The sequence below is a fragment of the Kitasatospora sp. NPDC033851 genome (assembly GCF_055576085.1).
The window spans coordinates 183,945-206,984 of sequence record NZ_JBVIRL010000004.1 but is presented as its reverse complement, the minus strand read 5'-3'; the positions used below and the strand labels follow the sequence as shown (position 1 = coordinate 206,984).

At 72.1% G+C, this 23,040-nt stretch carries 20 protein-coding genes; 2 read left to right on the top strand and 18 right to left on the bottom strand.

Features of this window, described 5'->3' with window-relative positions; genetic code table 11:
- Position 1: 1 nt before the first annotated feature.
- From aroB to ACZ51D_RS10380, 10 genes are all read right to left on the bottom strand, one after another.
- Positions 2 to 1,093 (bottom strand): 3-dehydroquinate synthase, encoded by a 1,092-nt coding sequence (aroB, locus tag ACZ51D_RS10425; protein WP_360498517.1) that lies wholly within the window; start codon positions 1,091 to 1,093, stop codon positions 2 to 4.
- On the bottom strand, positions 1,086 to 1,607 hold the full coding sequence (locus ACZ51D_RS10420; RefSeq protein WP_360498515.1) for a shikimate kinase: 522 nt from the start codon (positions 1,605 to 1,607) through the stop codon (positions 1,086 to 1,088). Before ACZ51D_RS10420 ends, aroB begins: the two co-directional genes overlap by 8 nt.
- Positions 1,604 to 2,788: a chorismate synthase gene (gene aroC, locus ACZ51D_RS10415; RefSeq protein ID WP_360498513.1), complete on the bottom strand. Its 1,185-nt coding sequence runs from the start codon at positions 2,786 to 2,788 to the stop codon at positions 1,604 to 1,606. Before aroC ends, ACZ51D_RS10420 begins: the two co-directional genes overlap by 4 nt.
- 218 nt (positions 2,789 to 3,006) lie before the next feature.
- The gene (locus ACZ51D_RS10410; protein ID WP_465617086.1) at positions 3,007 to 3,837 is read right to left on the bottom strand and encodes a shikimate dehydrogenase; all 831 of its coding nucleotides are present in this window, start codon (positions 3,835 to 3,837) and stop codon (positions 3,007 to 3,009) included.
- A gap of 34 nt (positions 3,838 to 3,871) precedes the next feature.
- Positions 3,872 to 5,764, bottom strand: a complete 1,893-nt coding sequence (gene mltG, locus ACZ51D_RS10405; protein WP_465661847.1) for an endolytic transglycosylase MltG — start codon at positions 5,762 to 5,764, stop codon at positions 3,872 to 3,874.
- Between the two features lie 188 nt (positions 5,765 to 5,952).
- On the bottom strand, positions 5,953 to 7,248 hold the full coding sequence (gene mltG, locus ACZ51D_RS10400) for an endolytic transglycosylase MltG (RefSeq protein ID WP_465661845.1): 1,296 nt from the start codon (positions 7,246 to 7,248) through the stop codon (positions 5,953 to 5,955).
- Positions 7,249 to 7,386: 138 nt separating this feature from the next.
- Positions 7,387 to 7,866, bottom strand: a complete 480-nt coding sequence (ruvX, locus tag ACZ51D_RS10395; RefSeq protein ID WP_360498505.1) for a Holliday junction resolvase RuvX — start codon at positions 7,864 to 7,866, stop codon at positions 7,387 to 7,389.
- Positions 7,866 to 10,535: an alanine--tRNA ligase gene (gene alaS, locus ACZ51D_RS10390; protein WP_465661843.1), complete on the bottom strand. Its 2,670-nt coding sequence runs from the start codon at positions 10,533 to 10,535 to the stop codon at positions 7,866 to 7,868. The genes ruvX and alaS overlap by 1 nt, the downstream gene beginning before the upstream one ends.
- Positions 10,535 to 10,960 (bottom strand): DUF6167 family protein, encoded by a 426-nt coding sequence (locus tag ACZ51D_RS10385; RefSeq protein WP_465617076.1) that lies wholly within the window; start codon positions 10,958 to 10,960, stop codon positions 10,535 to 10,537. Before ACZ51D_RS10385 ends, alaS begins: the two co-directional genes overlap by 1 nt.
- Positions 10,961 to 10,964: 4 nt before the next feature.
- The gene (locus ACZ51D_RS10380; protein ID WP_360498499.1) at positions 10,965 to 11,444 is read right to left on the bottom strand and encodes a DUF948 domain-containing protein; all 480 of its coding nucleotides are present in this window, start codon (positions 11,442 to 11,444) and stop codon (positions 10,965 to 10,967) included.
- A gap of 222 nt (positions 11,445 to 11,666) precedes the next feature.
- Between ACZ51D_RS10380 and ACZ51D_RS10375 the strand changes: the two genes are divergently transcribed.
- Entirely contained in the window at positions 11,667 to 13,895 is a 2,229-nt protein-coding gene (locus ACZ51D_RS10375; RefSeq protein WP_465617074.1) for an ATP-binding protein, read from the top strand.
- Between the two features lie 64 nt (positions 13,896 to 13,959).
- A complete protein-coding gene (locus ACZ51D_RS10370) occupies positions 13,960 to 14,286 on the top strand; it encodes a tetratricopeptide repeat protein (protein WP_465617072.1) in 327 nt (108 codons plus the stop codon).
- A 122-nt stretch (positions 14,287 to 14,408) separates the two neighbouring features.
- On the opposite strand, the gene rpsD is transcribed toward ACZ51D_RS10370, so the two are convergent.
- From rpsD to ACZ51D_RS10330, 8 genes are all read right to left on the bottom strand, one after another.
- A complete protein-coding gene (rpsD, locus tag ACZ51D_RS10365; RefSeq protein WP_360498493.1) occupies positions 14,409 to 15,023 on the bottom strand; it encodes a 30S ribosomal protein S4 in 615 nt (204 codons plus the stop codon).
- A gap of 310 nt (positions 15,024 to 15,333) precedes the next feature.
- Positions 15,334 to 16,779 carry a replication-associated recombination protein A gene (locus ACZ51D_RS10360; protein ID WP_465617069.1) on the bottom strand — a complete coding sequence of 482 codons (1,446 nt, stop codon included), beginning with the start codon at positions 16,777 to 16,779 and terminating at the stop codon, positions 15,334 to 15,336.
- 88 nt (positions 16,780 to 16,867) lie between these two features.
- Positions 16,868 to 17,485: a hypothetical protein gene (locus tag ACZ51D_RS10355; protein ID WP_465617067.1), complete on the bottom strand. Its 618-nt coding sequence runs from the start codon at positions 17,483 to 17,485 to the stop codon at positions 16,868 to 16,870.
- A gap of 75 nt (positions 17,486 to 17,560) precedes the next feature.
- Positions 17,561 to 18,364: a polyphosphate kinase 2 gene (gene ppk2, locus ACZ51D_RS10350; protein WP_465617065.1), complete on the bottom strand. Its 804-nt coding sequence runs from the start codon at positions 18,362 to 18,364 to the stop codon at positions 17,561 to 17,563.
- Positions 18,365 to 18,469: 105 nt separating this feature from the next.
- Positions 18,470 to 18,916, bottom strand: a complete 447-nt coding sequence (locus ACZ51D_RS10345) for a GNAT family N-acetyltransferase (protein ID WP_360498485.1) — start codon at positions 18,914 to 18,916, stop codon at positions 18,470 to 18,472.
- A 173-nt stretch (positions 18,917 to 19,089) separates the two neighbouring features.
- The gene (gene aspS, locus ACZ51D_RS10340) at positions 19,090 to 20,880 is read right to left on the bottom strand and encodes an aspartate--tRNA ligase (protein ID WP_465661841.1); all 1,791 of its coding nucleotides are present in this window, start codon (positions 20,878 to 20,880) and stop codon (positions 19,090 to 19,092) included.
- Positions 20,877 to 22,139 (bottom strand): histidine--tRNA ligase, encoded by a 1,263-nt coding sequence (hisS, locus tag ACZ51D_RS10335; protein WP_360498481.1) that lies wholly within the window; start codon positions 22,137 to 22,139, stop codon positions 20,877 to 20,879. The genes aspS and hisS overlap by 4 nt, the downstream gene beginning before the upstream one ends.
- Positions 22,140 to 22,150: 11 nt before the next feature.
- The gene (locus ACZ51D_RS10330; protein ID WP_360498479.1) at positions 22,151 to 22,858 is read right to left on the bottom strand and encodes an MBL fold metallo-hydrolase; all 708 of its coding nucleotides are present in this window, start codon (positions 22,856 to 22,858) and stop codon (positions 22,151 to 22,153) included.
- Positions 22,859 to 23,040: the final 182 nt, after the last annotated feature.

The following is a 23,040-nucleotide window of genomic DNA, read 5'->3' as shown; positions in this document are numbered from 1 at the left end:
GTCACGCCGAGACCTCCGCGTAGGCGGCGACCAGCAGGGACGGGTCGGGGCCCTCCAGCACGGAGGTCTTGCCGAGGCCGTCCAGGACGATGAAGCGGATCAGGTCGCCGCGCGACTTCTTGTCGATCTTCATCGCGTCCAGCAGCTTCGGCCAGGCGTCCGCGCGGTAGCTCAGCGGGAGGCCGACCGAGGCCAGCACGGTGCGGTGCCGGTCGGCCGTCTCGTCGTCCAACCGGCCGGCCAGGCGGCCGAGTTCGGCGGCGTAGACCATACCGATGGAGATCGCGGCGCCGTGCCGCCACTTGTACCGCTCGTTGCGCTCGATGGCGTGGCCGAGGGTGTGGCCGTAGTTGAGGATCTCGCGCCGCCCGGCTTCCTTGAGGTCCCCGGAGACCACGTCGGCCTTGACCTGGATGGCGCGGCGGATCAGCTCGACGGTGTGCGCCCCGGCCGGGGTCTTGGCGCCCTCGGGGTCGGCCTCGATCAGGTCGAGGATGGCCGGGTCGGCGATGAAGCCGCACTTGATGACCTCGGCGAGGCCGGAGACGTAGTCGTGCTTGGGCACGGTCTCCAGGGTGCCGAGGTCGGCCAGCACGCCCACCGGCGGGTGGAAGGCGCCGACCATGTTCTTGCCTTCGGCGATGTTGATGCCGGTCTTGCCGCCGACGGCCGCGTCGACCATGCCGAGCAGCGTGGTGGGCATGGCGATCCAGCGCACCCCGCGCAGCCAGGTGGCGGCGACGAAGCCGGCCAGGTCGGTGGTGGCGCCGCCACCGAGGCCGACGATGACGTCGCTGCGGGTGAACCCGGTCTGTCCGAGCACCGACCAGCAGTACGCGGCGACCTCGGCGCTCTTGGCGTCCTCGGCGTTGGGCACCTGCAGCGCGATCGCCTCGTAGCCCTCGCCGAGCAGGTCCTCGCGGATGGCGTCGGCGGTGGCCTCCAGCGCCTCCGGGTGGATGATCGCGACCCGCTTGGCCCGGGTGCCGATCAGCGGCGCCAGCTCGCCGAGCAGCTGGTGCCCGATCAGCACGTCGTACGGGTCGTGGCCGGCGCTGCCGCCGACGTGGATCCTGACGGTGGTGTCAGTCATGGGGGGTTTTCAGCTCCAGTGCTTCCAGTACGGCGTCCGCGACCTGCTCGGGGGTGCGCCCGGCGGTGTCGACGACGGCGGTGGCCACCTCCAGGTAGAGGGGGCGGCGGGCGTCCATCAGCTCGCGCCAGCGGGCCCGCGGGTTGACGGCCAGCAGCGGGCGCGGGGCGTCCAGGCCGACCCGCTTGACCGCGTCGGCCAGGGGGACCTCGAGGAGGACCACCGGCAGCTCGCGCAGCAGCTCACGGGTGGCCTCGGCCATCACCGCGCCGCCGCCGAGCGCCAGCACCCCGTCGTGTCCGGTGGCGGCGGCGCGCACGGCCGCGACCTCCAGCGCGCGGAAGTGCGGCTCGCCCTCGTCGATGAAGATCTCCGGGATGGGCTTGCCGGCCGTCGCCTCGATGTCGGCGTCGGTGTCCCGGAAGCCGAGGCCCAGGCGCTCGGCCAGGGCCCGCCCGACGGTGGACTTGCCACTGCCGGGCGGGCCGACCAGCACCACAACAGGAGAGGTCATCGGATGATCAGGTGGTCGAGGTAGCCCTGCACGTTGCGGCGGGTCTCGGTGACGTTGTCGCCGCCGAACTTCTCGTTGACGGCGTCGGCCAGCACCAGGGCGACCATCGCCTCGGCGACGATGCCCGCGGCCGGCACGGCGCAGACGTCCGAGCGTTGGTGGTGCGCCTTGGCCGGCTCGCCGGTGCGCACGTCCAGGGTCTGCAGCGCCCGCGGCACGGTGGCGATCGGCTTCATCGCGGCGCGCACCCGCAGCACCTCGCCGGTGGACAGGCCGCCCTCGGTGCCGCCGGAGCGGTCGGAGGTGCGCTTGACGCCCTCGGGGGTCGGGACGATCTCGTCGTGCGCCTTGGAGCCCGGCACCCGGGCCAGGTCGAAGCCGTCGCCGACCTCGACGCCCTTGATCGCCTGGATGCCCATCAGCGCGGCGGCCAGCCGCGCGTCCAGGCGGCGGTCCCAGTGCACGTGCGAGCCGAGGCCCACCGGCACGCCGTACGCCAGCACCTCGACCACGCCACCGAGGGTGTCGCCGTCCTTGTGGGCCTGGTCGATCTCGGCGACCATCGCCTTCGAGGCGTCCGCGTCCAGGCAGCGGACCGGGTCGGCGTCCAGCTTGGCCTCGTCCGAGGGCTGCGGCAGCACGCCGGCCGGCGCCTTGGCGGCGGCCAGCTCGACCACGTGGCTGACGATCTCGATCCCGGCCACCTCGCGGAGGTACGAGCGGGCGACGGCGCCCAGCGCGACCCGGGCGGCCGTCTCGCGGGCGCTGGCGCGCTCCAGGATCGGCCGGGCCTCGTCGATCGAGTACTTCTGCATGCCGGCCAGGTCGGCGTGGCCGGGCCGGGGGCGGGTGAGCGCCTCGTTGCGGGCCAGGCCCGCCAGTACCTCGGGGTCGACCGGGTCGGCCGACATGACCTGCTCCCACTTCGGCCACTCGGTGTTGCCGACCATGATCGCGACCGGGCTGCCCATGGTCAGGCCGTGCCGGACACCGCCGAGGAAGGTCACCTCGTCCTGCTCGAACTTCATCCGCGCCCCGCGGCCGTAACCGAGCCGACGGCGCGCCAGCGCGTCGGCCACCACGGCGGTGGTGACCGGTACACCGGCGGGCAGGCCTTCCAGCGTCGCGACGAGTGCGGGGCCGTGCGACTCCCCCGCCGTCAGCCAGCGCAACGTACCCAACGGAGCTCCTTCATCAGCGGACCGGCCCACGGCACCGCCGGGGCCCGCCCGAGCGTGCCTTCTGCCTGAATCCTTTCATGAGCCGGCGGCACCCGGGGGCGCAGTCCGCGTGACGGACGGCAACCGGTCACGATCCGGCCGGGAGACTGCGGGGAGACTGCGGGGAGGCGACGAGGAGACCGCCGACGGGCAGCCGACGGACAGCCGGAGGCCCCGGCTCAGTGCCCGGTGAGCGCTTTCTCCCCAGCCTCGCGCATCGCCGCCAGCGGCCCGGGCGTCCGCCCGGTGAAGGCCTCGCTCTGCAGCACCGCCTGGTGCACCAGCAGGTCCAGACCGCCCAGGACGGTCGACCCGCGCTCGGCACAGGCGGCGGCCAGCGCCGTCGGCCACGGGTGGTACAGCACGTCGAACAGCGCCCCCGGCTCGGCGGGCAGCGAACCGGCGAAGGCGTCGGTCGCACCGACCGGTGTGGTGGAGACGGTCAGCGGCTGCGCCAGCGCCTCGGCCCCGCGCTCCCAGTCGGCGGTGCGCACGACCAGGCCCAGTCGCTCGCCCAGCTCGGCCATCTCCCGGGCCCGCTCGGCGCTGCGCACGTAGACCGTCACCTCGCCGGTGCAGATCTGGGCGAGCGCCGCCAGCGCCGAGGAGGCGGTGGCCCCGGCGCCCAGGACGGCGGCGCCGGGCACGTCGGTGATCCCGCGCTCGCGCAGCGCGTTGACCAGCCCGGGAATGTCGGTGTTGTCCCCGGTCCGGCGGCCGTCGGCGGTGAACACCACGGTGTTGACGGCGTCCACCGAGCGGGCCGTCGCGCTGACCTCGTCGAGCAGCGGGATGATCGCCCGCTTCAGCGGCATGGTGAGCGACAGCCCGGCCCACTCGGCCTCGTCCAGCCCGGCGAGGAAGCCGGGCAGCGCGGCCTCGTCGACCTCGAAGCGGTCGTAGCGCCAGCCGTCCAGCCCGAGCGCCGCGAAGGCGGCCCGGTGCAGGTCCGGCGAGAGCGAGTGGGCGATCGGCGAGCCGAGGACGGCCGCCCGGTGCTTGCTGGTCAACGCTGCCTCTCCATGGACTGCCTTACGGCCAGGGCTACTTGGTGGTGCAATGGCCGCGCGCCTCGTCGAAGCCCTGCCCGGCCGCCTGGCAGTACTCCTTGACGTTGGCGTAGTGCTCCTTGCTCGTCTCGGCGAACCTGGTGTGCTGCGGGTCCATCGCGATGAAGTACAGCCACTTGCCGTCCGCCGGGTGGAGCACCGCGCTTATGGCGTCGTCGCCGGGGTTGGAGATCGGCGTCGGCGGCAGGCCCGCATTGATGTAGGTGTTGTACTTGTTGGACGCGTCGTCCATGTCCTTCTTGGTGAGGTCCTTGCGGCCCAGCGAGTACTGGAGCGTGGTGTCCATGCCGAGACGGTGGTGCGTCTCGGGCTCGTTGGCGAGCCGGTTCTGGATGGTCTTCGCCATCTTGGCGAAGTCCCCCACGTTGTTGCCCTCGCGCTGCAGGATGCTCGCCTCGATGATCACCTCGTAGCCGTTCTTGAGGCCCACCGAGGCGGCCTGGCCGTCCAGGTTCGCGTACTTGTCGACGGCGTTCTTCACCATCTGCTTGAGCAGGTCCTCGGGCTTCATGCCGTCGGCGATGTTGTAGCGGGTCGGCCAGAGGAAGCCCTCGATGTTGCCGTTCGCATACGCCGGCAGGCCGAGGTCGTTGAGCTGGGCCTTGGCGACGCCCGCCGTGGTGCCATTCTGGAGCTTCAGCTTGTCGTCGATCTTGGCGTAGATCTCGGAGGAGTTCTTGCCCTCCGGGATCACGATCGCCGCGCCGCCCGCCTGGGCGAGCAGCTCCTTGAGCGCGTCGGCGGCCGGCATCTCCTTCTTCAGGCCGTAGAAGCCCGGCTGGACCGTGGTGCACTTGGGCTCGGCGTTGCAGGCCTTGGTGTACGCGTCGACGCTCTTGACCACGCCGGCGTTCTTCAGCGCCAGGCCGATCTGCCCGGCGACCGCGTCCTTCTTGACCTCGACCTGGACGGACTCGGTGCCCGCGCCCGTGAAGTCCGGCGGCGGGCCGAAGTGGTCCTGGTAGAAGCCGTAGCCCCACCAACCGGCCCCGCCCATGGCGCCGAGCAGCACCACCGCGACCAGCAGGCACGCGCCACCGTTGCGGCGCCCGGACTTCTTGCCCTTCTCCTTGCGCTTCTTCTTCGCCTCGCGGGACTCGTCCTGCTCACCGAGGAAGCCGCCCTCGGGGTGCTCGGCTTCCTGTTCCGGGTACCCGTCGTCCTCGTGGTGGCCGTCCTCCTGGCCGTCCCACTCGCCGGTCCCGGCTTCGCGCGCGCCGCCGACCGGGTCGGCGCCGGACTCCAGCGCGGCGGCCTCGGCCTCCCAGTCGATGCCGTCCGGCCCGGGGCCCGAAGCGGGCGCGGGTGCCGGCGCCGCCTGCGGCCGGGCCCGCTGCTGCTGGGCCATCTGCTGCTGCGGCACCGCCTGCTGCTGTGCGCCGGGCTGCTGCTGCATCCCCGGCTGCTCCTGCATGCCGTGCTGCTGGGCGCCCGAGAATCCCTGCTGCTGGTAGCCCTGCTGCTGCATCGGCATCTGCTGCTGGTAGCCCCCCTGCGGCATCTGCTGCGGGGGCATCTGCTGCTGGTAGCCCTGCTGCTGCATCGGCTGCTGGTGGCCCTGCGGCATCTGCTGCTGCGGATATCCCTGCTGGGTGCCCGGGAACCCCTGCTGCTGGTACCCCTGCTGCTGCATCTGCTGCTGGGGGTAGCCCTGCTGGGACATCTGCTGCTGGGGGTAGCCCTGCTGCACGTCCCCGTACGGCTGCTGGACCTGCTGGCCTTGCTGAACCTGCTGGCCCTGCTGCGGGTACTGCTGCTGCCACTGGCCGTCCTGCTGGCCGGGGACCGGCTGCCGGCCGTCGTACCCGGGATCACCGGGGTGCCACGGCTCGCCCTGGGGGGCGTAGCCCCCACCCAGATCGGTCATTGATCCCCTTAACCGACGGTGACGGCCGGCGGATCGGACCGGCCGTCCGGGACGACGCCGTCCCGGCTGATTCTCGAACCGGCGTGCTAGCGCAGCGCCTGGAGGGAGACGTTACCGTACCGCAGCCTTGCCCCCGCCCGGGCGGACGCACCGTCAGTGGGCGACCTCACGGACGGCACACAACACCGTTACGGAGTCGCCGCACCCGAACCGGAACCGGCCTCGGGCGCCGGACCGGGCGCGGACGCGGAGCCAGGAGCCGACGCGGGACCCGAGGCGGAACCCGAGGCGGCCGCCGAAGTGGAAGCCGAGGCGCTCGGCTTCGCCGCCCGGTTGGCGTTGAACTCGGCCACGTTGCGCTGCTGCACGTCGAAGTTGTCGGTGAACCGGGTGTCGCCGGGCTTCACGGTGACGAAGTACAGCCAGTCCCCCGGTGTCGGGTCCAGCGCCGCCATGATCGCCTGCCGCCCCGGGTTGGAGATCGGTGTCGGCGGCAGCCCGGGGTGCAGGTAGGTGTTGTACGGGGAGTCCAGTTTGGTCTCGGTGACCGTGGTGTTCAGGGTCGATCGGCCGAGCGCGTAGTTGATCGTGGAGTCCAGCTGCAGCGGCATGTGCTTGGCCAGCCGGTTGTAGATCACCCGGGCCACCTTGCCCATGTCCTCGGTGTTGTCGGCCTCGCCCTGCACCATGCTGGCCACGGTGACCAGCCCGTAGACGCTCTGCCCGAGGTTCTGCGCGACGACGTTGGCGTCGTCGCGGGTGAACTCCTTGCCGGCCCGCTCCACCATCTGCTTCAGCAGGTCGATCGCGGTGGTCCCGTCGGTGACGCTGTACGTCGCCGGGAACAGGTAGCCCTCGGGGCTGCCGTTGGTGAAGTCGGGCAGGCCCAGTTCGGCGCCCTGGTCCTGGGCGGTGCGCTGGGTGGTGCCGTCGGGCAGGCCGAGCTTCTTGTCGATGGCGGCGTAGATCTGGTAGCCGCGCCAGCCCTCGGGGATGGTGAGGCCGTTGGCGTTGGCCGGGTCGATCAGGATGGCCAGCGCCGCGACGGCGGACATCTTCTGCTTCAGCGTGTACGTGCCGGGCTGGATCCGTCCGGCGGCCGCCGCACTGCCCTTCGCGGCCCGGGTGAAGGCGAGCGAGCTGGCCACCACGCCGTTGCGGACCAGCGCGGACGCGATCTGGGACAGGCCGGCGCCCTCCGGCACGGAGACCTGGACGCTGCCGGTGCCCTGCCCCGCGAAGTCGGCGGCGGCCGGGGGCTTGCGCTGTGACTGGAGCCAGGTGTATCCGGTCAGCCCGATGCCGCCGAACACCGCGATCAGCGCGAGCGCGGTGAGCCCGCAGGCCAGTCCGTTGCGCCGTCGGTGCGGATCCGGCGCATCGAAGCGCGGACGGGGCGCGGACGGCGGACGGCCCTCCGGCTCCAGTACCGGCGCACCCAGGTGTCCGGGTGTGAGCCCGGGGTGGAAGTCCTGGTCGGTCATGGCTCGCGCCCCTCAACGGTCCCAGATCGATCCGGATCGATCTCAAATCGATCCAAAACGGAATCGGAAACGAACGAAAAGAGGTCCGTGCGAACGCGTCCGCACGGACCCCTCAACCGGGACGTTAGATCAGGCTCCTCAGCCGAGCGCCTCGACGCTCTCACCGGGCGGGCGTCCGCTCACCCGTTCGGACTCAAGGGCGGTCTGCAGGATCACCACCGCGGCGGCCTGGTCGACCACCGAGCGACCCTTCTTCGCCTTGACGCCCGAGGCGCGCAGCCCGTGGGTCGCGGTGACGGTCGACATCCGCTCGTCCACCAGCCGCACCGGCACCGGGTAGAGCCGGTTGGCCAGCCGCGCCGCGTAGGCGCGGACCTTCTCCGCCGCCGGGCCCTCCTTGCCGCTCAGCGAGCGCGGCAGCCCGACGATCACCTCCATCGCGTCGTACTCCTCGACGATGGCGGCGATCCTGGCCTGCGACTTCACGCCGGCCGGGACGGTCTCCACGGGCGTGGCGAGCACCCCGTCGGGGTCGCAGGACGCGACCCCGATCCGGGCGTCACCGACGTCGACGGCGATCCGCCGCCCACGCCGGAAGGGCCTCTCCTCGTGCTCCATCAGCTGGCGCGCTCCGCGACCAGGCCGCGCACCGCGGCGATGGCCTCGCCGACCGCGGCCGGGTTGGAGCCGCCGCCCTGGGCGACGTCGTCCTTGCCGCCACCGCCGCCGCCGAGGGTCTTGGCGGCGGTCCGGACCAGCTCGCCGGCCTTGATGCCACGGCCGCGGGCGTCCTCGTTGGTGGCGATCACGGTCAGCGGGCGGTCGTTCGCCACGGTGAAGGCGGCGACCACGGCCGGGCGCGCGCCGAGGCGGCCGCGCACGTCCAGGACCAGCTTGCGCAGCTCGTCCGCACCCACACCGTCGGCGACCTGCGCGGCGACCACGGCGATGCCGTGCACGTCCTCGGCCGAGTCGGCCAGGCCCGCCGCGGCGGCCAGCACCTTCTCGGCGCGGAAGCGCTCGATCTCCTTCTCGGCGTCCTTGAGCTTGGCGAGCATGCCCGAGATCTTCTCCGGCAGCTCCTCCGGGCGGCCCTTGACCAGCTCGGTGAGCTGGGAGACCACGGTGTGCTCACGGGCCAGGAACTTGTACGCGTCGACGCCGACCAGCGCCTCCACGCGGCGCACGCCGGAGCCGATCGAGGACTCGCCGAGCAACTTCACCAGGCCCAGCTGGGCGGTGTTGCCGACGTGGGTGCCGCCGCACAGCTCCTTGGAGAAGTCGCCGATGGAGACGACCCGGACCTCGTCGCCGTACTTCTCGCCGAACATCGCGATGGCGCCGGCCTTGCGGGCCTGGTCCATCGTCATGACCTCGGCGGTGACGTCGAGCTCGCGGCCCAGCACGTCGTTGATCTTCTGCTCGACGTCGACCAGCACGCTGCCCGGGACGGCGGCGGGCGAGCCGAAGTCGAAGCGGAAGCGGCCGGGGGCGTTCTCGGAGCCGGCCTGGGCGGCCGTCGGGCCGAGCGCGTCGCGCAGCGCCTGGTGGGTCAGGTGGGTGGCCGAGTGGGCGCGGGCGATCGCCCGGCGGCGCTCGATGTCGATCGTGGCGTACGCCGAGGCGCCCAGCACGACCTCGCCGAACAGCACGCCACCCGAGTGCACGATGACGCCCGGGACGGGCTGCTGCACGTCCCGGATCTCCACCACCGCGCCGGACTCCAGCCGGATCCGGCCGTGGTCGGCGAGCTGGCCACCGCCCTCGGCGTAGAACGGGGTGCGGTCGAGGATGATCTCGACCTCGTCGCCCTCGGAGGCGGCCGGCGAGGGAACGCCGTCCACCAGCAGGCCGACCACGGAGGCCTCGCCCTCGGTGAGGGCGTAGCCGGTGAAGACGCTCGCGCCGGACTTGTCGGCGACCTCGCGGTACGCGGCGACGTCGGCGTGGCCCATCTTCTTGGCCTTGGCGTCCGCCTTGGCGCGGTCCCGCTGCTCCTGCATCAGGCGGCGGAAGCCGGCCTCGTCCACCTGGAGGCCCTGCTCCTCGGCCATCTCCAGGGTCAGGTCGATCGGGAAGCCGTAGGTGTCGTGCAGCTTGAACGCCTGCTCGCCGGAGAGCACCGCACCGCCGGCCTGCTTGGTCTCGGTGACCGCGACGTCCAGCAGGTTGGTGCCGGCCTTCAGGGTCTGCAGGAAGGCCACCTCCTCGCCGACGACGACCGTCTCGACGCGCTTGCGGTCGGTCTCCAGCTCCGGGTACTGCGGGGCCATCGCCTTGATGGCGACGTCGATGAGCTCCTTGGCCACCGGCTCGGTGGCGCCCAGCAGACGCATGTTGCGGATGGCGCGGCGCAGGATGCGGCGCAGCACGTAGCCGCGGCCCTCGTTGCCGGGGGTGACGCCGTCGCCGACCAGCATCAGCGCGGTGCGGACGTGGTCGGTGACCACGCGCAGCGAGACGTCCGACTTGTGGTCGGCGCCGTAGGTGTGGCCGGTGAGCTCGGCGGCGCGGTCGAGGATCATCCGGCTGGTGTCGATCTCGAAGAGGTTGTCGACGTCCTGCAGGATGGCGGCGAGGCGCTCCAGGCCGAGGCCGGTGTCGATGTTCCTGCTCGGCAGGTCGCCGAGGATCTCGAAGCCGTCCTTCCCGTCGCCGTGGCCGCGCTCGTACTGCATGAAGACCAGGTTCCAGATCTCCAGGTAGCGCTCGCCGTTGACGGCGGGGCCGCCCTCCTCGCCGTACGCGGGGCCGCGGTCGTAGTTGATCTCCGAGCACGGGCCGCAGGGGCCGGGGACGCCCATCGACCAGAAGTTGTCCTTCATGCCGAGGCGCTGGATCCGCTCGGAGGGGACGCCGATGACGTCACGCCAGATCTGCTCGGCCTCGTCGTCGTCCTTGTAGACGGTGATCCAGAGCTTCTCCTTCTCCAGGCCGTAGCCGCCGTCCGCGACGGGAGTGGTGAGCAGCTCCCACGCGAACTTGATGGCTCCTTCCTTGAAGTAGTCGCCGAAGGAGAAGTTGCCGCACATCTGGAAGAAGGAGCCGTGCCGGGTGGTCTTCCCGACCTCCTCGATGTCCAGGGTGCGCACGCACTTCTGGACGCTGGTGGCGCGCGAGAACTGCGGCTTGACCTCGCCCAGGAAGTAGGGCTTGAACGGCACCATGCCGGCGTTGACGAGCAGCAGGGTGGGGTCGTCGGCGACCAGGGACGCCGACGGAACGACGGTGTGGCCGCGCTCCTCGAAGAAGCGCAGCCAGCGGCGGCGGATCTCAGCCGACTCCATTAGTGGTCCTTCCGGTTCGGGGTGCCGCCCCGCGGCGGCAGAGCGCGGCGGGGCGTTTCTTCAGTGGCATGGGGGGTGGTGCGGGCACTGCGGGCGGGGGGCAGGGCGGCGGCCGGGCTGCCGGGCGCCGCCGAGATAGCTCGGTACTGCGGCTCGCCGCGCAGGACGCGGCGCGCGCTCCGGGGTTCCACCACGGCGGTGCCGCGCAGTCCGAGGTCGTCCTTCAGCTGCTCCTCGCGCTCGACCATGCCGGCCTTCACGTCCTGGGCGAACTGCTTGGCCAGGTCGCCCAGGTGCAGCGCACCGCGCGCCGCGGTGCCGGAGAGGCTGTCCGGGGTGAGCCGGTGCACGGCCTCGTTGGCCTTGTTCATGGCCCAGACGGTGGCGCCGGCGCCGACCGCCATCCAGAAGATGCGTCGCACCATGCCGTCAGCCCCTCACCGCTCGCCGGACCCTGGAGAGCAGGCCGCCCCTGGGCGCGGTCGCGGCACGCACCTCGGCGCGGATCAGCCGGGCCAGTTCCTCGCGCTCACCGGTCTGCAGCGGCACGGAGGGCAGGCTGCCCTGCTGCTTGGAGACCGCCTTGCGGACGCCGTAGCTGAAGGCCGCGACCTTCACCAGCGGTCCGCCCAGGGTGGCGGCCACGGTGGAGGAGAGCGCGTTGGCGTTGGCGGCGGCGTCCTGCACGTTGGCGGTGATCTCGTCGACCCGCTCCAGCTGCTCGTTGGCGCTGCGCACCGCGGCGCCCGCGTCGGTCAGCAGCGGCACGGCCTGCTCGGTGACCGCGGAGACCAGGACGGCGGCCTCCTTCAGCACGCGTGAGAGGCGGACCAGCACAACCGCGAGCAGGGTGACCAGGACCGCCCAGAACACGGCGACGAGCAACCCGGCCAGCTCTCCCACGGACACCTTTGCGCGCTCCCTCGCCTTGCTGTTCTCCCAGACGGAACCCTATCGCGCCCACGCCCGGTTTCCGGACCGGGTGGTCGGCGCGGGCGACCCGACCGGGTGTGCGAACCGCGCGCGTAACCTACCGTCCGGTCACCTCGTTCTGCCAGGCAGGTCGTCGCGCGGACGGCCCGAGCACGTCCGGACCGCGAGCGGTCCGGCCTGGAACACGGGGAGCAGCGCTTGGCCGGCGACTGGACAGCACAGCCCTGGGAGACCGCGGCGGGGCCGCGCGAGCCGGAGCACGGCCGGCTGCCGGCCGAGGTGACCGGCTTCGTCGGGCGGCAGCGGGAACTGGCCGACCTGGCGGACCTGCTGGCCGCCGCCCGGCTGGTGACGGTGACCGGCCCGGGCGGGGTGGGCAAGAGCCGGCTGGCACTGCGCGCGGCGGCCCGCGCGGACGGCGTCTTCCCGGACGGCACCTGGCTGGTGGACATCGCGCCGGTGCAGGACCCGCTGCTGCTCGGCCACGCCGTGCTGGAGGCGCTGCGGCTGACCGACGGCACCGCCCGTCCGCCGCTGGACGTGCTGGCCGAGCGGCTGGCAGGCCGGCGTCTGCTGCTGGTGCTGGACGGCTGCGAGCACCTGGTCGAGGCCTGCGCCGAGCTGGCGGACGCCCTACTGCGGGCGCTGCCCGGCCTGCGGGTGCTGGCCACCAGCCGCACCGCCCTGCGGGCCTCCGGCGAGCACCTGCTGACCCTGACGCCGCTGCCGGTCGACCCGTCGCCCGGCGACCCCCCGGCGCCCGGCTCGCTGCCGGACGCGGTGCGGCTGTTCGCCGACCGGGCCAAGGCGGTGCTGCCCTCCTTCGAGGTGACCGAGGCCAACGCTGAGGCGGTCGGTCTGCTCTGCCGACGGCTGGACGGCATCCCGCTGGCCGTGGAGCTGGCGGCCGGACGGTTGCGCGCGCTGTCGGTGGAGCAGATCACCGCCCGTCTGGACGACCGCTTCCGGCTGCTCACCGGCGGCTCCCGGACGGCCCTGCCGCGGCACCAGACACTGCGCACGACGATCGGCTGGAGTCACGAGCTCTGCACGGTGCAGGAACGTTTACTCTGGGCCCGCCTGTCGGTCTTCGCCGGCAGTTTCGACCTCGAGGCCGCCGAGTACGTCTGCGCCGGCGACGGCGTCGAACCCGAGGACGTCCTGGACCTGCTCGACGAACTGGTCGCCAAGTCCGTGGTGCTGCGCGAGGACAGCAGCTTCGGCGTCCGCTTCCGCCTGCTGGACACCCTGCGCGAGTACGGCGGCCACTGGCTGCGCGCCGCCGGCGAGGAGCAGCGGCTGCTGCGCCGCCACCGCGACTGGTACCTGGGCGTCGCCACCTGGGGCGAGGTCGAGTGGTTCGGCCCCCGCCAGGCGGAGACCGCCGAGCGCACCGAACTCGCCCACACCAACCTCCGCGCGGCGCTGGAGTTCTGCCTCGCCGAGCCCGGCGAGGAGCAGATCGCCCTGCTGCTGGCCGGCACGCTCTGGTTCTACTGGGTCGGCTGCGGCCACCTCGGCGAGGGTCGGCACTGGCTGGACCGCGCGCTCGCCCTGGACCGCGAACCCACCGAGGCCCGCGCCAAGGCGCTCTGGGTGACCGGCTACATGGCCACCCTCCAGGGCGACCTGGCCGTCGCCCGTCCGGCCCTGGAGGAGTGCCGCCGCCAGGCCCTGGACACCGGCGACGACCGGGCCCTCGCCTACGCCGTCCACCGCCAGGGCTGCGCCGCCCTGATCGGCGACGACCCGGACCGCGCCGCCGAGCTGTTCGAGGAGGCGCTCTGGCACTACCGGACCATCGGCGAGCTCAACAGCAACGTGGTGATGGCCATGCTGGAACTCGGCCTGGCCTACCTGTTCCAGGGCGACCTCGACAGCGGCGAGCTCTGGTTCGGCCAGGCCCGCGAGCTGTGCGAGGAGCACGGCGAGCAGTGGGCGTACGCGTACGTGCTGTACGCGACGGCCTACTCGCACTGGCTGGACGGCGCCGTCCAGCCGGCCCGCGCGCTGGCCCGGGAGTGCGTGCGGCTGAACCACCGCTTCCACGACCTGCTCGGCATCGTGCTGGGGATCGACCTGCTGGCGCTTCTGGAGACCGAGCCGAGCGGCCCGGGCGAGCCGGGCAACCTGCGCGAGGCCCGGGTGCTGCAGGGTGCCGCGCACCGGATCTGGCGCACGGTCGGGACCCCGTTCCTCGGCTCGCGGAACTTCTTCGGCACCCACCAGGAGTGCGCCGAGCGGGCTCGGGCCGGGCTGACCGAGCGGGAGTATGAGGAGTGCTACGAGGCCGGCACCCGACTGGACCTGGACGAGGCCGTCTCCCGGGCGCTCGGCGGCGGAGGCTCGGCGGACGGTCCGGAGCCGGGCCCGGGTCCCTGCTCGGTGCCGCCCGCTCCCGCTCCCTCGCCGGTCCGCAACAGCTGAGGTCCGGAATAGTTGAAACTTGTCCATTGCTTGAGGGGGCAAGGATCCACCCGGAAGGAGCACCATGGCCGTCCACAACACCGCCGACGAGTACCGCATGGCGACGTTCTACTTCGACTCCAAGGCGTACACCGACGCCGCCCGCATGCTCGAGGGCGTACTGGCCGAGGAGCCGGCCAACCTCTCCGTCCGGCTGCTGCTCGCCCGCAGCTACTACCACTCCGCCCGACTCGGCCGCGCCGAGGCCGAGTTGCTCCGGATCCTGGATGCCGACCCGACCGAGGACTACGCCCGGATGATGCTCGGCCGCACCCTGGAGCGCCAGGGCCGCGCCGCGGAGGCCCGCCCGCACCTGCGGCTGGCCGCCGCGATGGCCGGCGAGGCCGTCTGAGCGGCGAGCACCGGAAGGTGAGCGCCTGAACGGCCGGCACCGGAAAAGGGGCGAGCCCCCGCCGCCTCGAAAGGCGACGGGGGCTCGCTTGTGGTCCTGCGAAGAGCGGAACCGCTCGCGGGTCAGCGCGAGTAGTACTCGACGACGAGCTGCTCGTCACAGATCACCGGGACCTCCTTGCGCTGCGGCGCGCGGTCCAGGCGGAAGGCCAGGGCCTTCAGGTTGACCTCGAGGTACTTCGGGGTCTGGCCCTCACCCGCGTAGCCACCCTCACGGGCGACCTGGAAGGGGACCTTCTCCTTGCTGCGCTCGCGGACGGTGACCACGAAGCCCGGCTTCATCTGGAACGACGGCTTGTTGACCTTGCCGCCGTTGACCTCGATGTGGCCGTGGACGACCATCTGGCGGGCCTGGTAGATGGTGCGGGCGATGCCCGAACGCAGGACCAGGGAGTCCAGACGGCTCTCCAGGTCGGCGACGAGCGCCTCACCGGTCTTGCCCTCGGCCTTCTTCGCGCGGTCGAACGCGCGCGCCATCTGCTTCTCGCTCAGGTCGTACTGAGCGCGCAGACGCTGCTTCTCGAGCAGACGGACCTTGTAGTCCGAGTTCTGCTTGCGACCACGGCCGTGCTGGCCGGGCGGGTACGGGCGGGCCTCGAAGTACTTGACGGACTTCGGGGTCAGCGGCACGCCGAGCGCACGCGCGATCTTGACCTTGGGACGCTTCTGGTTCGCCATGAACCAAACCTTCCTTGCTTACGAATACGGCTTCACCAGGTGTTGACGGAGGTCGCACGTCGCGACCCGGAGAAAACCCCGCCGCCTGCGCGATGGGATCAGCCGCTCTCCGGAGCCGGGCACGAAAGTGCTTGTCACACGGACCGGCCCGGAATCCGGGCCGCCCGCGACACCGAAACGGTGCGCGACGCTCCTGCTGCGGGCCCCTCGGAAGAGGCCTACCGCCGATGTCCCGCTGGTGCGGCCGGTCGGTGGGGTCTCCCCCGCCGCCGTCCCGAGACATGGCACTCCGATCGAGTATAGCCGCCGATCACTCGCCCTTTTCCCCGGGCGTCTGCTCGGCCGCCTTCTCGACTGCCTTCTCGGCCGACTTCCCGGGCTTGCGCTCCGTCTGCTTCTCGCTGCGGCGCTCCCCGCGCAGCCGCCCCCGGGTCCAGTCCACGACGTCCGCGTAGCGGGCCTCGCCGCCGCGCCGGGTCGGCTGGTAGTACTCCTTGCCGTGCACCGCGTCCGGGGCGTACTGCTGGGTGGCGATGCCCTCCGGCAGGTCGTGCGGGTACTGGTAGCCCTGGCCGTGGCCGAGCTTGCCCGCGCCGCCGTAGTGCGCGTCCCGCAGGTGAGCCGGGACCGCGCCCGCCAGGCCCTGCCGGACGTCCGCCAGCGCCGCGTCGATCGCCAGGTAGGCCGCGTTGGACTTGGGTGCCAGGGCCAGCGCGATCGCCGCCTGGGAGAGGATGATCCGCGCCTCCGGGAAACCGATCAGCGCCACCGCCTGCGCGGCCGCCACCGCCGTCTGCAGTGCCGTGGGATCGGCCAGGCCGATGTCCTCGCTGGCCGAGATCATCAGCCGGCGGGCGATGAACCGCGGGTCCTCCCCCGCCTCGATCATCCGGGCCAGGTAGTGCAGGGTGGCGTCCACGTCGCTGCCCCGGATCGACTTGATCAGCGCGCTCGCCACGTCGTAGTGCTGGTCGCCGTCCTTGTCGTAGCGCACCGCGGCCTGGTTGACGGCCGTCTCCGTGGTGGCCAGCGTGATGCTGGACTCACCCTTCTCCAGCGCCGCCCCGGCCGCCGCCTCCAGCGTGGTGAGCGCCCGCCGGGCGTCCCCGCCGGCCAGCCGCACCAGGTGGTCCTCGGACTCCTCGGTCAGCTCCAGCGCGCCCCCCAGGCCGCGCTCGTCGGCCACCGCGCGGCGCAGCAGCGCGCGGATGTCCTCGTCGGTCAGCGACTCCAGGGTGAGCAGCAGCGAGCGGGACAGCAGCGGGGAGATCACCGAGAAGTACGGGTTCTCGGTGGTCGCCGCGATCAGGGTGACCCAGCGGTTCTCCACGGCCGGCAGCAGCGAGTCCTGCTGGGCCTTGGAGAAGCGGTGGATCTCGTCCAGGAAGAGCACCGTCTCCCGGCCGGACATCCCGACCGCCCGCCGGGCGCCGTCGATCACCGCCCGGACCTCCTTGACCCCGGCGGTGATCGCGGACAGCTCGACGAAGCGCCCCTCGACGGCCTGGCTGATCACGTGCGCCAGGGTGGTCTTCCCGGTGCCGGGCGGCCCCCAGAGGATCACCGAGCTGGTGGCCGCCGGGCCGCGCGAGCCCGCGACCAGCCGCCGCAGCGGCGAGCCGGGCTTCAGCAGCTGCCGCTGCCCGGCCACCTCGTCCAGGGTGCGCGGGCGCATCCGTACGGCCAGGGGCGCCCGCCCGGGCTCCTTGGCCTGGCGTTCCTCGGCGGCGGCGGTGAAGAGGTCCGGTTCGTCCACACCGGAAGCCTATGCGAGGGCTGCGACACTCCTCACTGCCCGCTCCTCACCGCCCACCGCTCAACGCTCACCGCTCACCGCTCACCGCTCACTGCTGCGGCGGACGGCGGTCCATCAGGACGACGTCGAACTCCTCCACCGACCGCAGGGTGGCGCCGGCCACGGCGATCGCCTGGGCCCGGGCGTCGGCCTGCGGTCCGCGGGAGGCCACCAGGCTGTCCCGGTCCGCGAAGACCGCGCCCACAGAGCCGTGGCCGGTCGCCCGGTCGACCAGCAGCGCGCCGGTCACGAATCCCGGCATCTTCTCCAGCGTGGGCAGCGCGCGCTCTCGGAAGACGTCGGCCAGCCGGTCCACCCCGGCCGGGTCGACGTCGACCCGCACCAGCCGGAACCCGGCGCCCGGTCCGGCCTCGCCGGGCGGGGCCACCACCACGGCCTCCCAGACCTCGGTGGTCACGGTGCCCGCGAGTGTCGCCAGGAGCTCGGCGCGGCGGCCGCCCAGTTCCCGGTCGCTGTCGCGCTCGGCCTGGGCGGACTCCCACCAGGAGCCCATGGCGATCTTGCCCAGCTCCCGGTCGGCGAACAGCCCGTAGCCGCGGTAGCCCGGCCGGCCGGAGAGCAGTGCGAGGGCCTCGGTGCGGAGCGCGTCGAGGGTCTGCTCGATCCGGTCCGGGTTCCCGGTGGCATAGACAGTGCGAACGAACATGAGCGTGCCTCCTGAGGACGTCCGGACGCCACGCGGGGCCGTTTCTCGGATGCGGCGTCCGGAGAAACCCCGTCTTCAGTCCAGTTTGGCAGCGTGGTCCGGAACGTACTTCTGGAGGTCGCGCGGGGGCCGCTGGTAGCCGCGCGAGGCCGGGCGGGGCGGCAGCTCGATCCGCGGCGCCTTGATCTCGTGGTACGGCAGGCTGGAGACCAGGTGGGCGATCATGTTGATCCGGGCCCGGCGCTTGTCGTCGCTCTCCACCACGTGCCAGGGCGACTCGGGGATGTCGGTGTGGACGAACATCTCGTCCTTGGCCCGCGAGTAGTCCTCCCAGTGGATGATCGACTCGATGTCCATCGGGGAGAGCTTCCAGCGCTTCATCGGGTCCTCCAGCCGGTCCCGGAAGCGCTGCTCCTGCTCGGTGTCGCTCACCGAGAACCAGTACTTGCGCAGCAGGATGCCCGCCTCGATCAGCATCCGCTCGAAGGTCGGGCAGTGGTGCAGGAACTGCCAGTACTCCTCGTCGGTGCAGAAGCCCATCACCCGCTCGACCCCGGCGCGGTTGTACCAGCTCCGGTCGAACAGCACGATCTCCCCGGCCGCCGGCAACTGCTCGGCGTACCGCTGGAAGTACCACTGGCTCTTCTGCCGCTCGGTCGGCGTGGGCAACGCCGCGACCCGGGCGATGCGCGGGTTCAGGTACTCCGTCACCCGCTTGATCGCTCCGCCCTTGCCCGCGGCGTCACGTCCCTCGAAGACCACCACCAGCCGGGCGCCCTCGACCCGCACCCATTCCTGGAGCTTCACCAGCTCGTGCTGCAGCCGCAGCAGCTCCCGCTCGTACGGCTTCCTCGCCAGTCGCTCCGGCTTCGCGGCCACGCTCTGCTCCTCCGTCCGACCGACGCTGATGCACACTCACCGTAGGCGCAGCACGGCGGATTCGCAGGCCGGAACGGAACAGGGCCGACGGCGAGGAGCGGCGGCCTAGACCGCGACGAAGGGCTCGGGGTAGCGGCAGAGCCCGCGCGGGCCGCCGTCGTACGCCGCCAGCGGCAGCGTCTGGAAATAGGCCTCCGGCACCTCGAACGGGCCGGCGACCTCGTACCGCCCGGCCGGCGCGAAGCCGAACCGCCCGTAGTACCCGGGATCGCCGAGGACGACCACGAGCTTCTCCCCGGCTTCCTCGGCCGCCGACAGCGCGGCCCGGACGACGAGTTCGCCGACGCCCCTGCGCTGCCACTCGGGCGCCACGGCGACCGGTGCGAGCGCCAGCGCCTCACCGTCCCCGACCCACAGCCGGGTCAGCAGCGCGTGGCCGATCACCAGTCCGGTCTCGTCGACCGCGACCAGGGACAGCCCGGGCAGCCAGGCGGGATCGCGACGCAGCGCGTCCACCAGGTCCGCCTCGTCCGGGCCGGGGAACGCGGCCATGTGGACGCGTCTGGTCGCCGGGGCGTCCTGCGGACACTCGACTCTCGTGGTGACTTCTGTGACTTCTGTGACCTGCATGAGTCAACCCTCCCTGTGTCACACGTCGTTGTGGACCGGCCCCGGACGGTGGGTGGACCGTCCGGGGCCGTTGCAGGTTAGCGGATGACGCTTCGTCAGGACTTCGGCTGAGCCTCGGACTTGGCGTCCTCGCGGACCTTGGGCTGGGCGTCCACGCCGGCCTCGCGGCGCTGCGCCGGGGTGATCGGGGTCGGGGCGCCGGTCAGCGGGTCGCCACCGGTGGACGTCTTCGGGAAGGCGATGACGTCGCGGATGGTGTCGTACCCGCCGAGCAGGGTGACGATCCGGTCCAGACCGAAGGCGACACCACCGTGCGGCGGCGGGCCGTAGTTGAAGGCGTCCAGCAGGAAGCCGAACTGCGAGGCCGCCTCCTCCTCGGAGAGGCCGATCGCGTCGAACGCCCGCTTCTGCACGTCGCGCTGGTGGATACGGATCGAACCGCCGCCCAGCTCCGAGCCGTTGAGGACCAGGTCGTACGCGTTGGACAGCGCCGAGCCCGGGTCGGTGTCGAAGGTGTCCAGCGACTCCGCGGTCGGGGCGGTGAACGGGTGGTGCACCGCGTGCCAGCCCTGGAAGGCGCCCTTGTCGTCCTCGATCGGCTCGAACATCGGGAAGTCGACCACCCAGAGGAAGGCCCACTTCGACTCGTCGATCAGCTGGCAGCGGCGGCCGATCTCCAGACGGGCGGCACCGAGCAGCTCCTGCGAGGCGCGCTCCTTGCCGGCCGCGAAGAAGACCGCGTCGCCGTTCTTGGCGCCCGCGGCGGCGGCGAGGCCGGCCAGGTGCTCCTCGGAGAGGTTCTTGGCGACCGGGCCGCGCAGCTCGCCGGTCTCGGCGTCGATGAGCACGTAGGCCAGGCCCTTGGCGCCGCGCGCCTTGGCCCAGTCCTGCCAGGCGTCCAGCTGCTTGCGCGGCTGCGAGGCACCGCCGGGCATGACCACGGCACCGACGTACGGGGCCTGGAAGACGCGGAACTCGGTGCCCTTGAAGTACTCGGTGAGGTCGGTGAGTTCCTGGCCGAAGCGGACGTCCGGCTTGTCGGAGCCGTAGCGGCCCATGGCGTCCGCGTAGGTCATCCGGGGCAGCGGGTTCGGGATCTCGTAGCCGTGCACCTCGCGCCAGACGGCACCGATGATCTTCTCGCCGAGGGCCAGGATGTCCTCTTGGTCGACGAAGGAGGCCTCGATGTCCAGCTGGGTGAACTCCGGCTGCCGGTCGGCGCGGAAGTCCTCGTCGCGGAAGCAGCGGGCGATCTGGTAGTAGCGCTCCATGCCGGCCACCATCAGCAGCTGCTTGAACAGCTGGGGCGACTGCGGCAGCGCGTACCAGTGGCCGGGCTGCAGGCGGACCGGGACGAGGAAGTCGCGGGCGCCCTCGGGGGTGGAGCGGGTGAGGTACGGCGTCTCGATGTCGAGGTAGTCGTTCTCCTCCATCACCCGGCGGATGATGTTGTTGACCTTGGAGCGCAGCCGCAGGCCCTTGGCCGGGCCCTCACGGCGCAGGTCCAGGTAGCGGTAGCGCAGCCGGACCTCCTCGTTGACCGTGCCCGGCTCGTACTCGGCGACCGGGAAGGGCAGCGGGGCGGCCTCGGAGAGCACCTCGATCCCGCTGACGACGACCTCGACGGCACCGGTCGGGATGTCGGGGTTCTCGTTGCCCTCGGGGCGGACGCGGACGTCGCCGACGACCTTGACGCAGTACTCGGCGCGCAGGCCGTGCACCGAGTCGAGGTCGCGGACCACGATCTGCACGGTGCCGGAGGCGTCGCGCAGGTCGATGAAGGCCACGCCGCCGTGGTCGCGGCGGCGGGCGACCCAGCCGGCCAGGGTGACGGTGGTGCCTGCGTGCTCCGGGCGGAGCGTGCCCGCGTCGTGCGTGCGGATCACAGCTGCTTCTCCTTCAGGGTGGTGACGAGTGCGTCGAGGACGACGGGGGTCTGCTCGCCGGTGCTCAGGTCCTTGAGCTGGACGACGCCCTCGGCGAGGTCCCGGTCCCCGGCGATCAGGGCGAAGCGGGCGCCGGACCGGTCGGCGGACTTCATGGCGTTCTTGATGCTCTTGACGCCGAAGGCGAGGTCGGTGGCGACGCCGGCCCGGCGCAGCTCGATCACCTTGGCGAACAGGATGTTCTTGGCCTCCTCGCCGAGCGCGACCGCGTACACGGCGGTGGCGGCGGGCAGGTCGAGGGTGACGCCCTCGGCCTCCAGCGCGAGGAAGGTGCGGTCCACGCCGAGGGCCCAGCCGACGGACGGCAGCGCCGGGCCGCCGATCATCTCGGACAGGCCGTCGTAGCGGCCGCCGCCGCCGATCGCGGACTGGGCGCCGAGGCCGTTGTGCACGAACTCGAAGGTGGTGCGGGTGTAGTAGTCCAGGCCGCGGACCAGCTTCGGGTCGTCCACGAAGGCCACGCCGGCCGCGGTGAGCAGCTCGCGGACCTTCTCGTCGTACGCCTTGCACTCCTCGCACAGGTAGTCGCGGAGCTTCGGGGCGTCGGTGAGCTGTGCCTGCACCGACTCGCGCTTGTCGTCGAGGACGCGCAGCGGGTTGATCTCGGCGCGGCGGCGGGTGTCCTCGTCCAGGTCCAGGCCGGCCAGGAACTCGATCAGGGCGGCGCGGTAGACCGGGCGGCACTGCTTGTCGCCGAGGCTGTTGAGCAGCAGCGAGTAGTCGCTCAGGCCCAGCGAGCGGAAGGCGTCGTCGGCGAGGATGATCAGCTCGGCGTCCAGCGCCGGGTCCTCGGCGCCGATCGCCTCCGCGCCGACCTGGGAGAACTGGCGGTAGCGGCCCTTCTGGGCGCGCTCGTAGCGGTAGTACGAGCCGGAGTACCAGAGCTTGACCGGCAGGTTGCCCTGCTTGTGCAGGTTGGCCTGGAGCGCGGCGCGCAGCACCGAGGCGGTGCCCTCCGGGCGCAGCGCGAGCTCGTCGCCACCCTTGGTGGTGAGGTTGTACATCTCCTTGGTGACGATGTCGGTGGACTCGCCGACGCCGCGGGAGAACAACTTCACGTCCTCGAAGACCGGGGTCTCGACGTAGCCGTAGCCGGCCCGGCGGGCGGGCGCGGCGATGCGCTCGCGGATCGCCAGGAAGGTCGCGGAGCTGGGGGGCAGCAGGTCGTAGGTGCCCTTGGGGGCGGTGAAGGTGCTCAACTTCTCTTCCGTCACATTCCTCGTCGCGGGAAAGCCGGGGCGCCGACCGCCCCCGCTGCCTGTCGGAGGTAGGGGTTGGTGGCGCGCTCGCGGCCGATGGTGGTCTGACCGCCGTGGCCGGAGAGGACCACGGTGGAATCGTCGAGGGGCAGGCACACCCGGGCCAGCGAGGTCATGATCGCCTCGCTGTCCCCGCCCGGGAGGTCGGTACGCCCGATGGAGCCGGCGAACAGCAGGTCGCCCGAGAACAGCACCGGGGGGAGGTCCTCGGCACCGGGCGTCCGGAAGGTCACCGACCCCCCGGTATGGCCCGGGGCGTGGTCCACGGTGAGATGCAGGCCGGCCAGCTCCAGCACGCTGCCGTCGGTGAGCTCGCGCACGTCGTCGGGCTCGCCGACGGTGAGCTCGCCCATCAGCTGGGTGCCCAGGGAGCGGCCGAGCGCCTTCTCCGGGTCGGACATCATGTACCGGTCCTCGGGGTGGATCCAGGCCGGGACGCCGCGGGCGCCGCAGACCGGGACCACCGAGGCCACGTGATCGATGTGGCCGTGCGTGAGCAGCACGGCGACGGGCTTGAGCCGGTGTTCGCGGATCAGTTCCTCGACGCCGGAAGCCGCCTGGTGGCCGGGGTCGACGATGACGCACTCCTCGCCCGCCGCCGGAGCGACCAGGTAGCAGTTGGTGCCCCAGGCTCCAGCGGGGAATCCGGCGATGAACACGCGCGTCCTTCGTGATGCGGTCGGTGGCGACGAGGATGGAAGTCAAGTGGTGTACGGGCAGCCTACCGGCGGTACGGCTCCGGTTGCGAACCAGATGGGGGTGGCGGGACGCGGCCTTCTGACAGGTTCACCGCGTCCTTACGGGCCCGGTCCCTACACTTGGCCGCCGAGGGATGCGATGA

Coding starts and splice junctions, on each gene's coding strand:
- aroB (WP_360498517.1), bottom strand. CDS start 1,093: ATGACTGACACCACCGTCAGGATCCACGTCGGCGGCAGCGCCGGCCAC.
- ACZ51D_RS10420 (WP_360498515.1), bottom strand. CDS start 1,607: ATGACCTCTCCTGTTGTGGTGCTGGTCGGCCCGCCCGGCAGTGGCAAG.
- mltG (WP_465661847.1), bottom strand. CDS start 5,764: ATGACCGATCTGGGTGGGGGCTACGCCCCCCAGGGCGAGCCGTGGCAC.
- mltG (WP_465661845.1), bottom strand. CDS start 7,248: ATGACCGACCAGGACTTCCACCCCGGGCTCACACCCGGACACCTGGGT.
- ruvX (WP_360498505.1), bottom strand. CDS start 7,866: ATGGAGCACGAGGAGAGGCCCTTCCGGCGTGGGCGGCGGATCGCCGTC.
- alaS (WP_465661843.1), bottom strand. CDS start 10,535: ATGGAGTCGGCTGAGATCCGCCGCCGCTGGCTGCGCTTCTTCGAGGAG.
- ACZ51D_RS10385 (WP_465617076.1), bottom strand. CDS start 10,960: ATGGTGCGACGCATCTTCTGGATGGCGGTCGGCGCCGGCGCCACCGTC.
- ACZ51D_RS10370 (WP_465617072.1), top strand. CDS start 13,960: ATGGCCGTCCACAACACCGCCGACGAGTACCGCATGGCGACGTTCTAC.
- rpsD (WP_360498493.1), bottom strand. CDS start 15,023: ATGGCGAACCAGAAGCGTCCCAAGGTCAAGATCGCGCGTGCGCTCGGC.
- ACZ51D_RS10355 (WP_465617067.1), bottom strand. CDS start 17,485: ATGTTCGTTCGCACTGTCTATGCCACCGGGAACCCGGACCGGATCGAG.
- ACZ51D_RS10345 (WP_360498485.1), bottom strand. CDS start 18,916: ATGGCCGCGTTCCCCGGCCCGGACGAGGCGGACCTGGTGGACGCGCTG.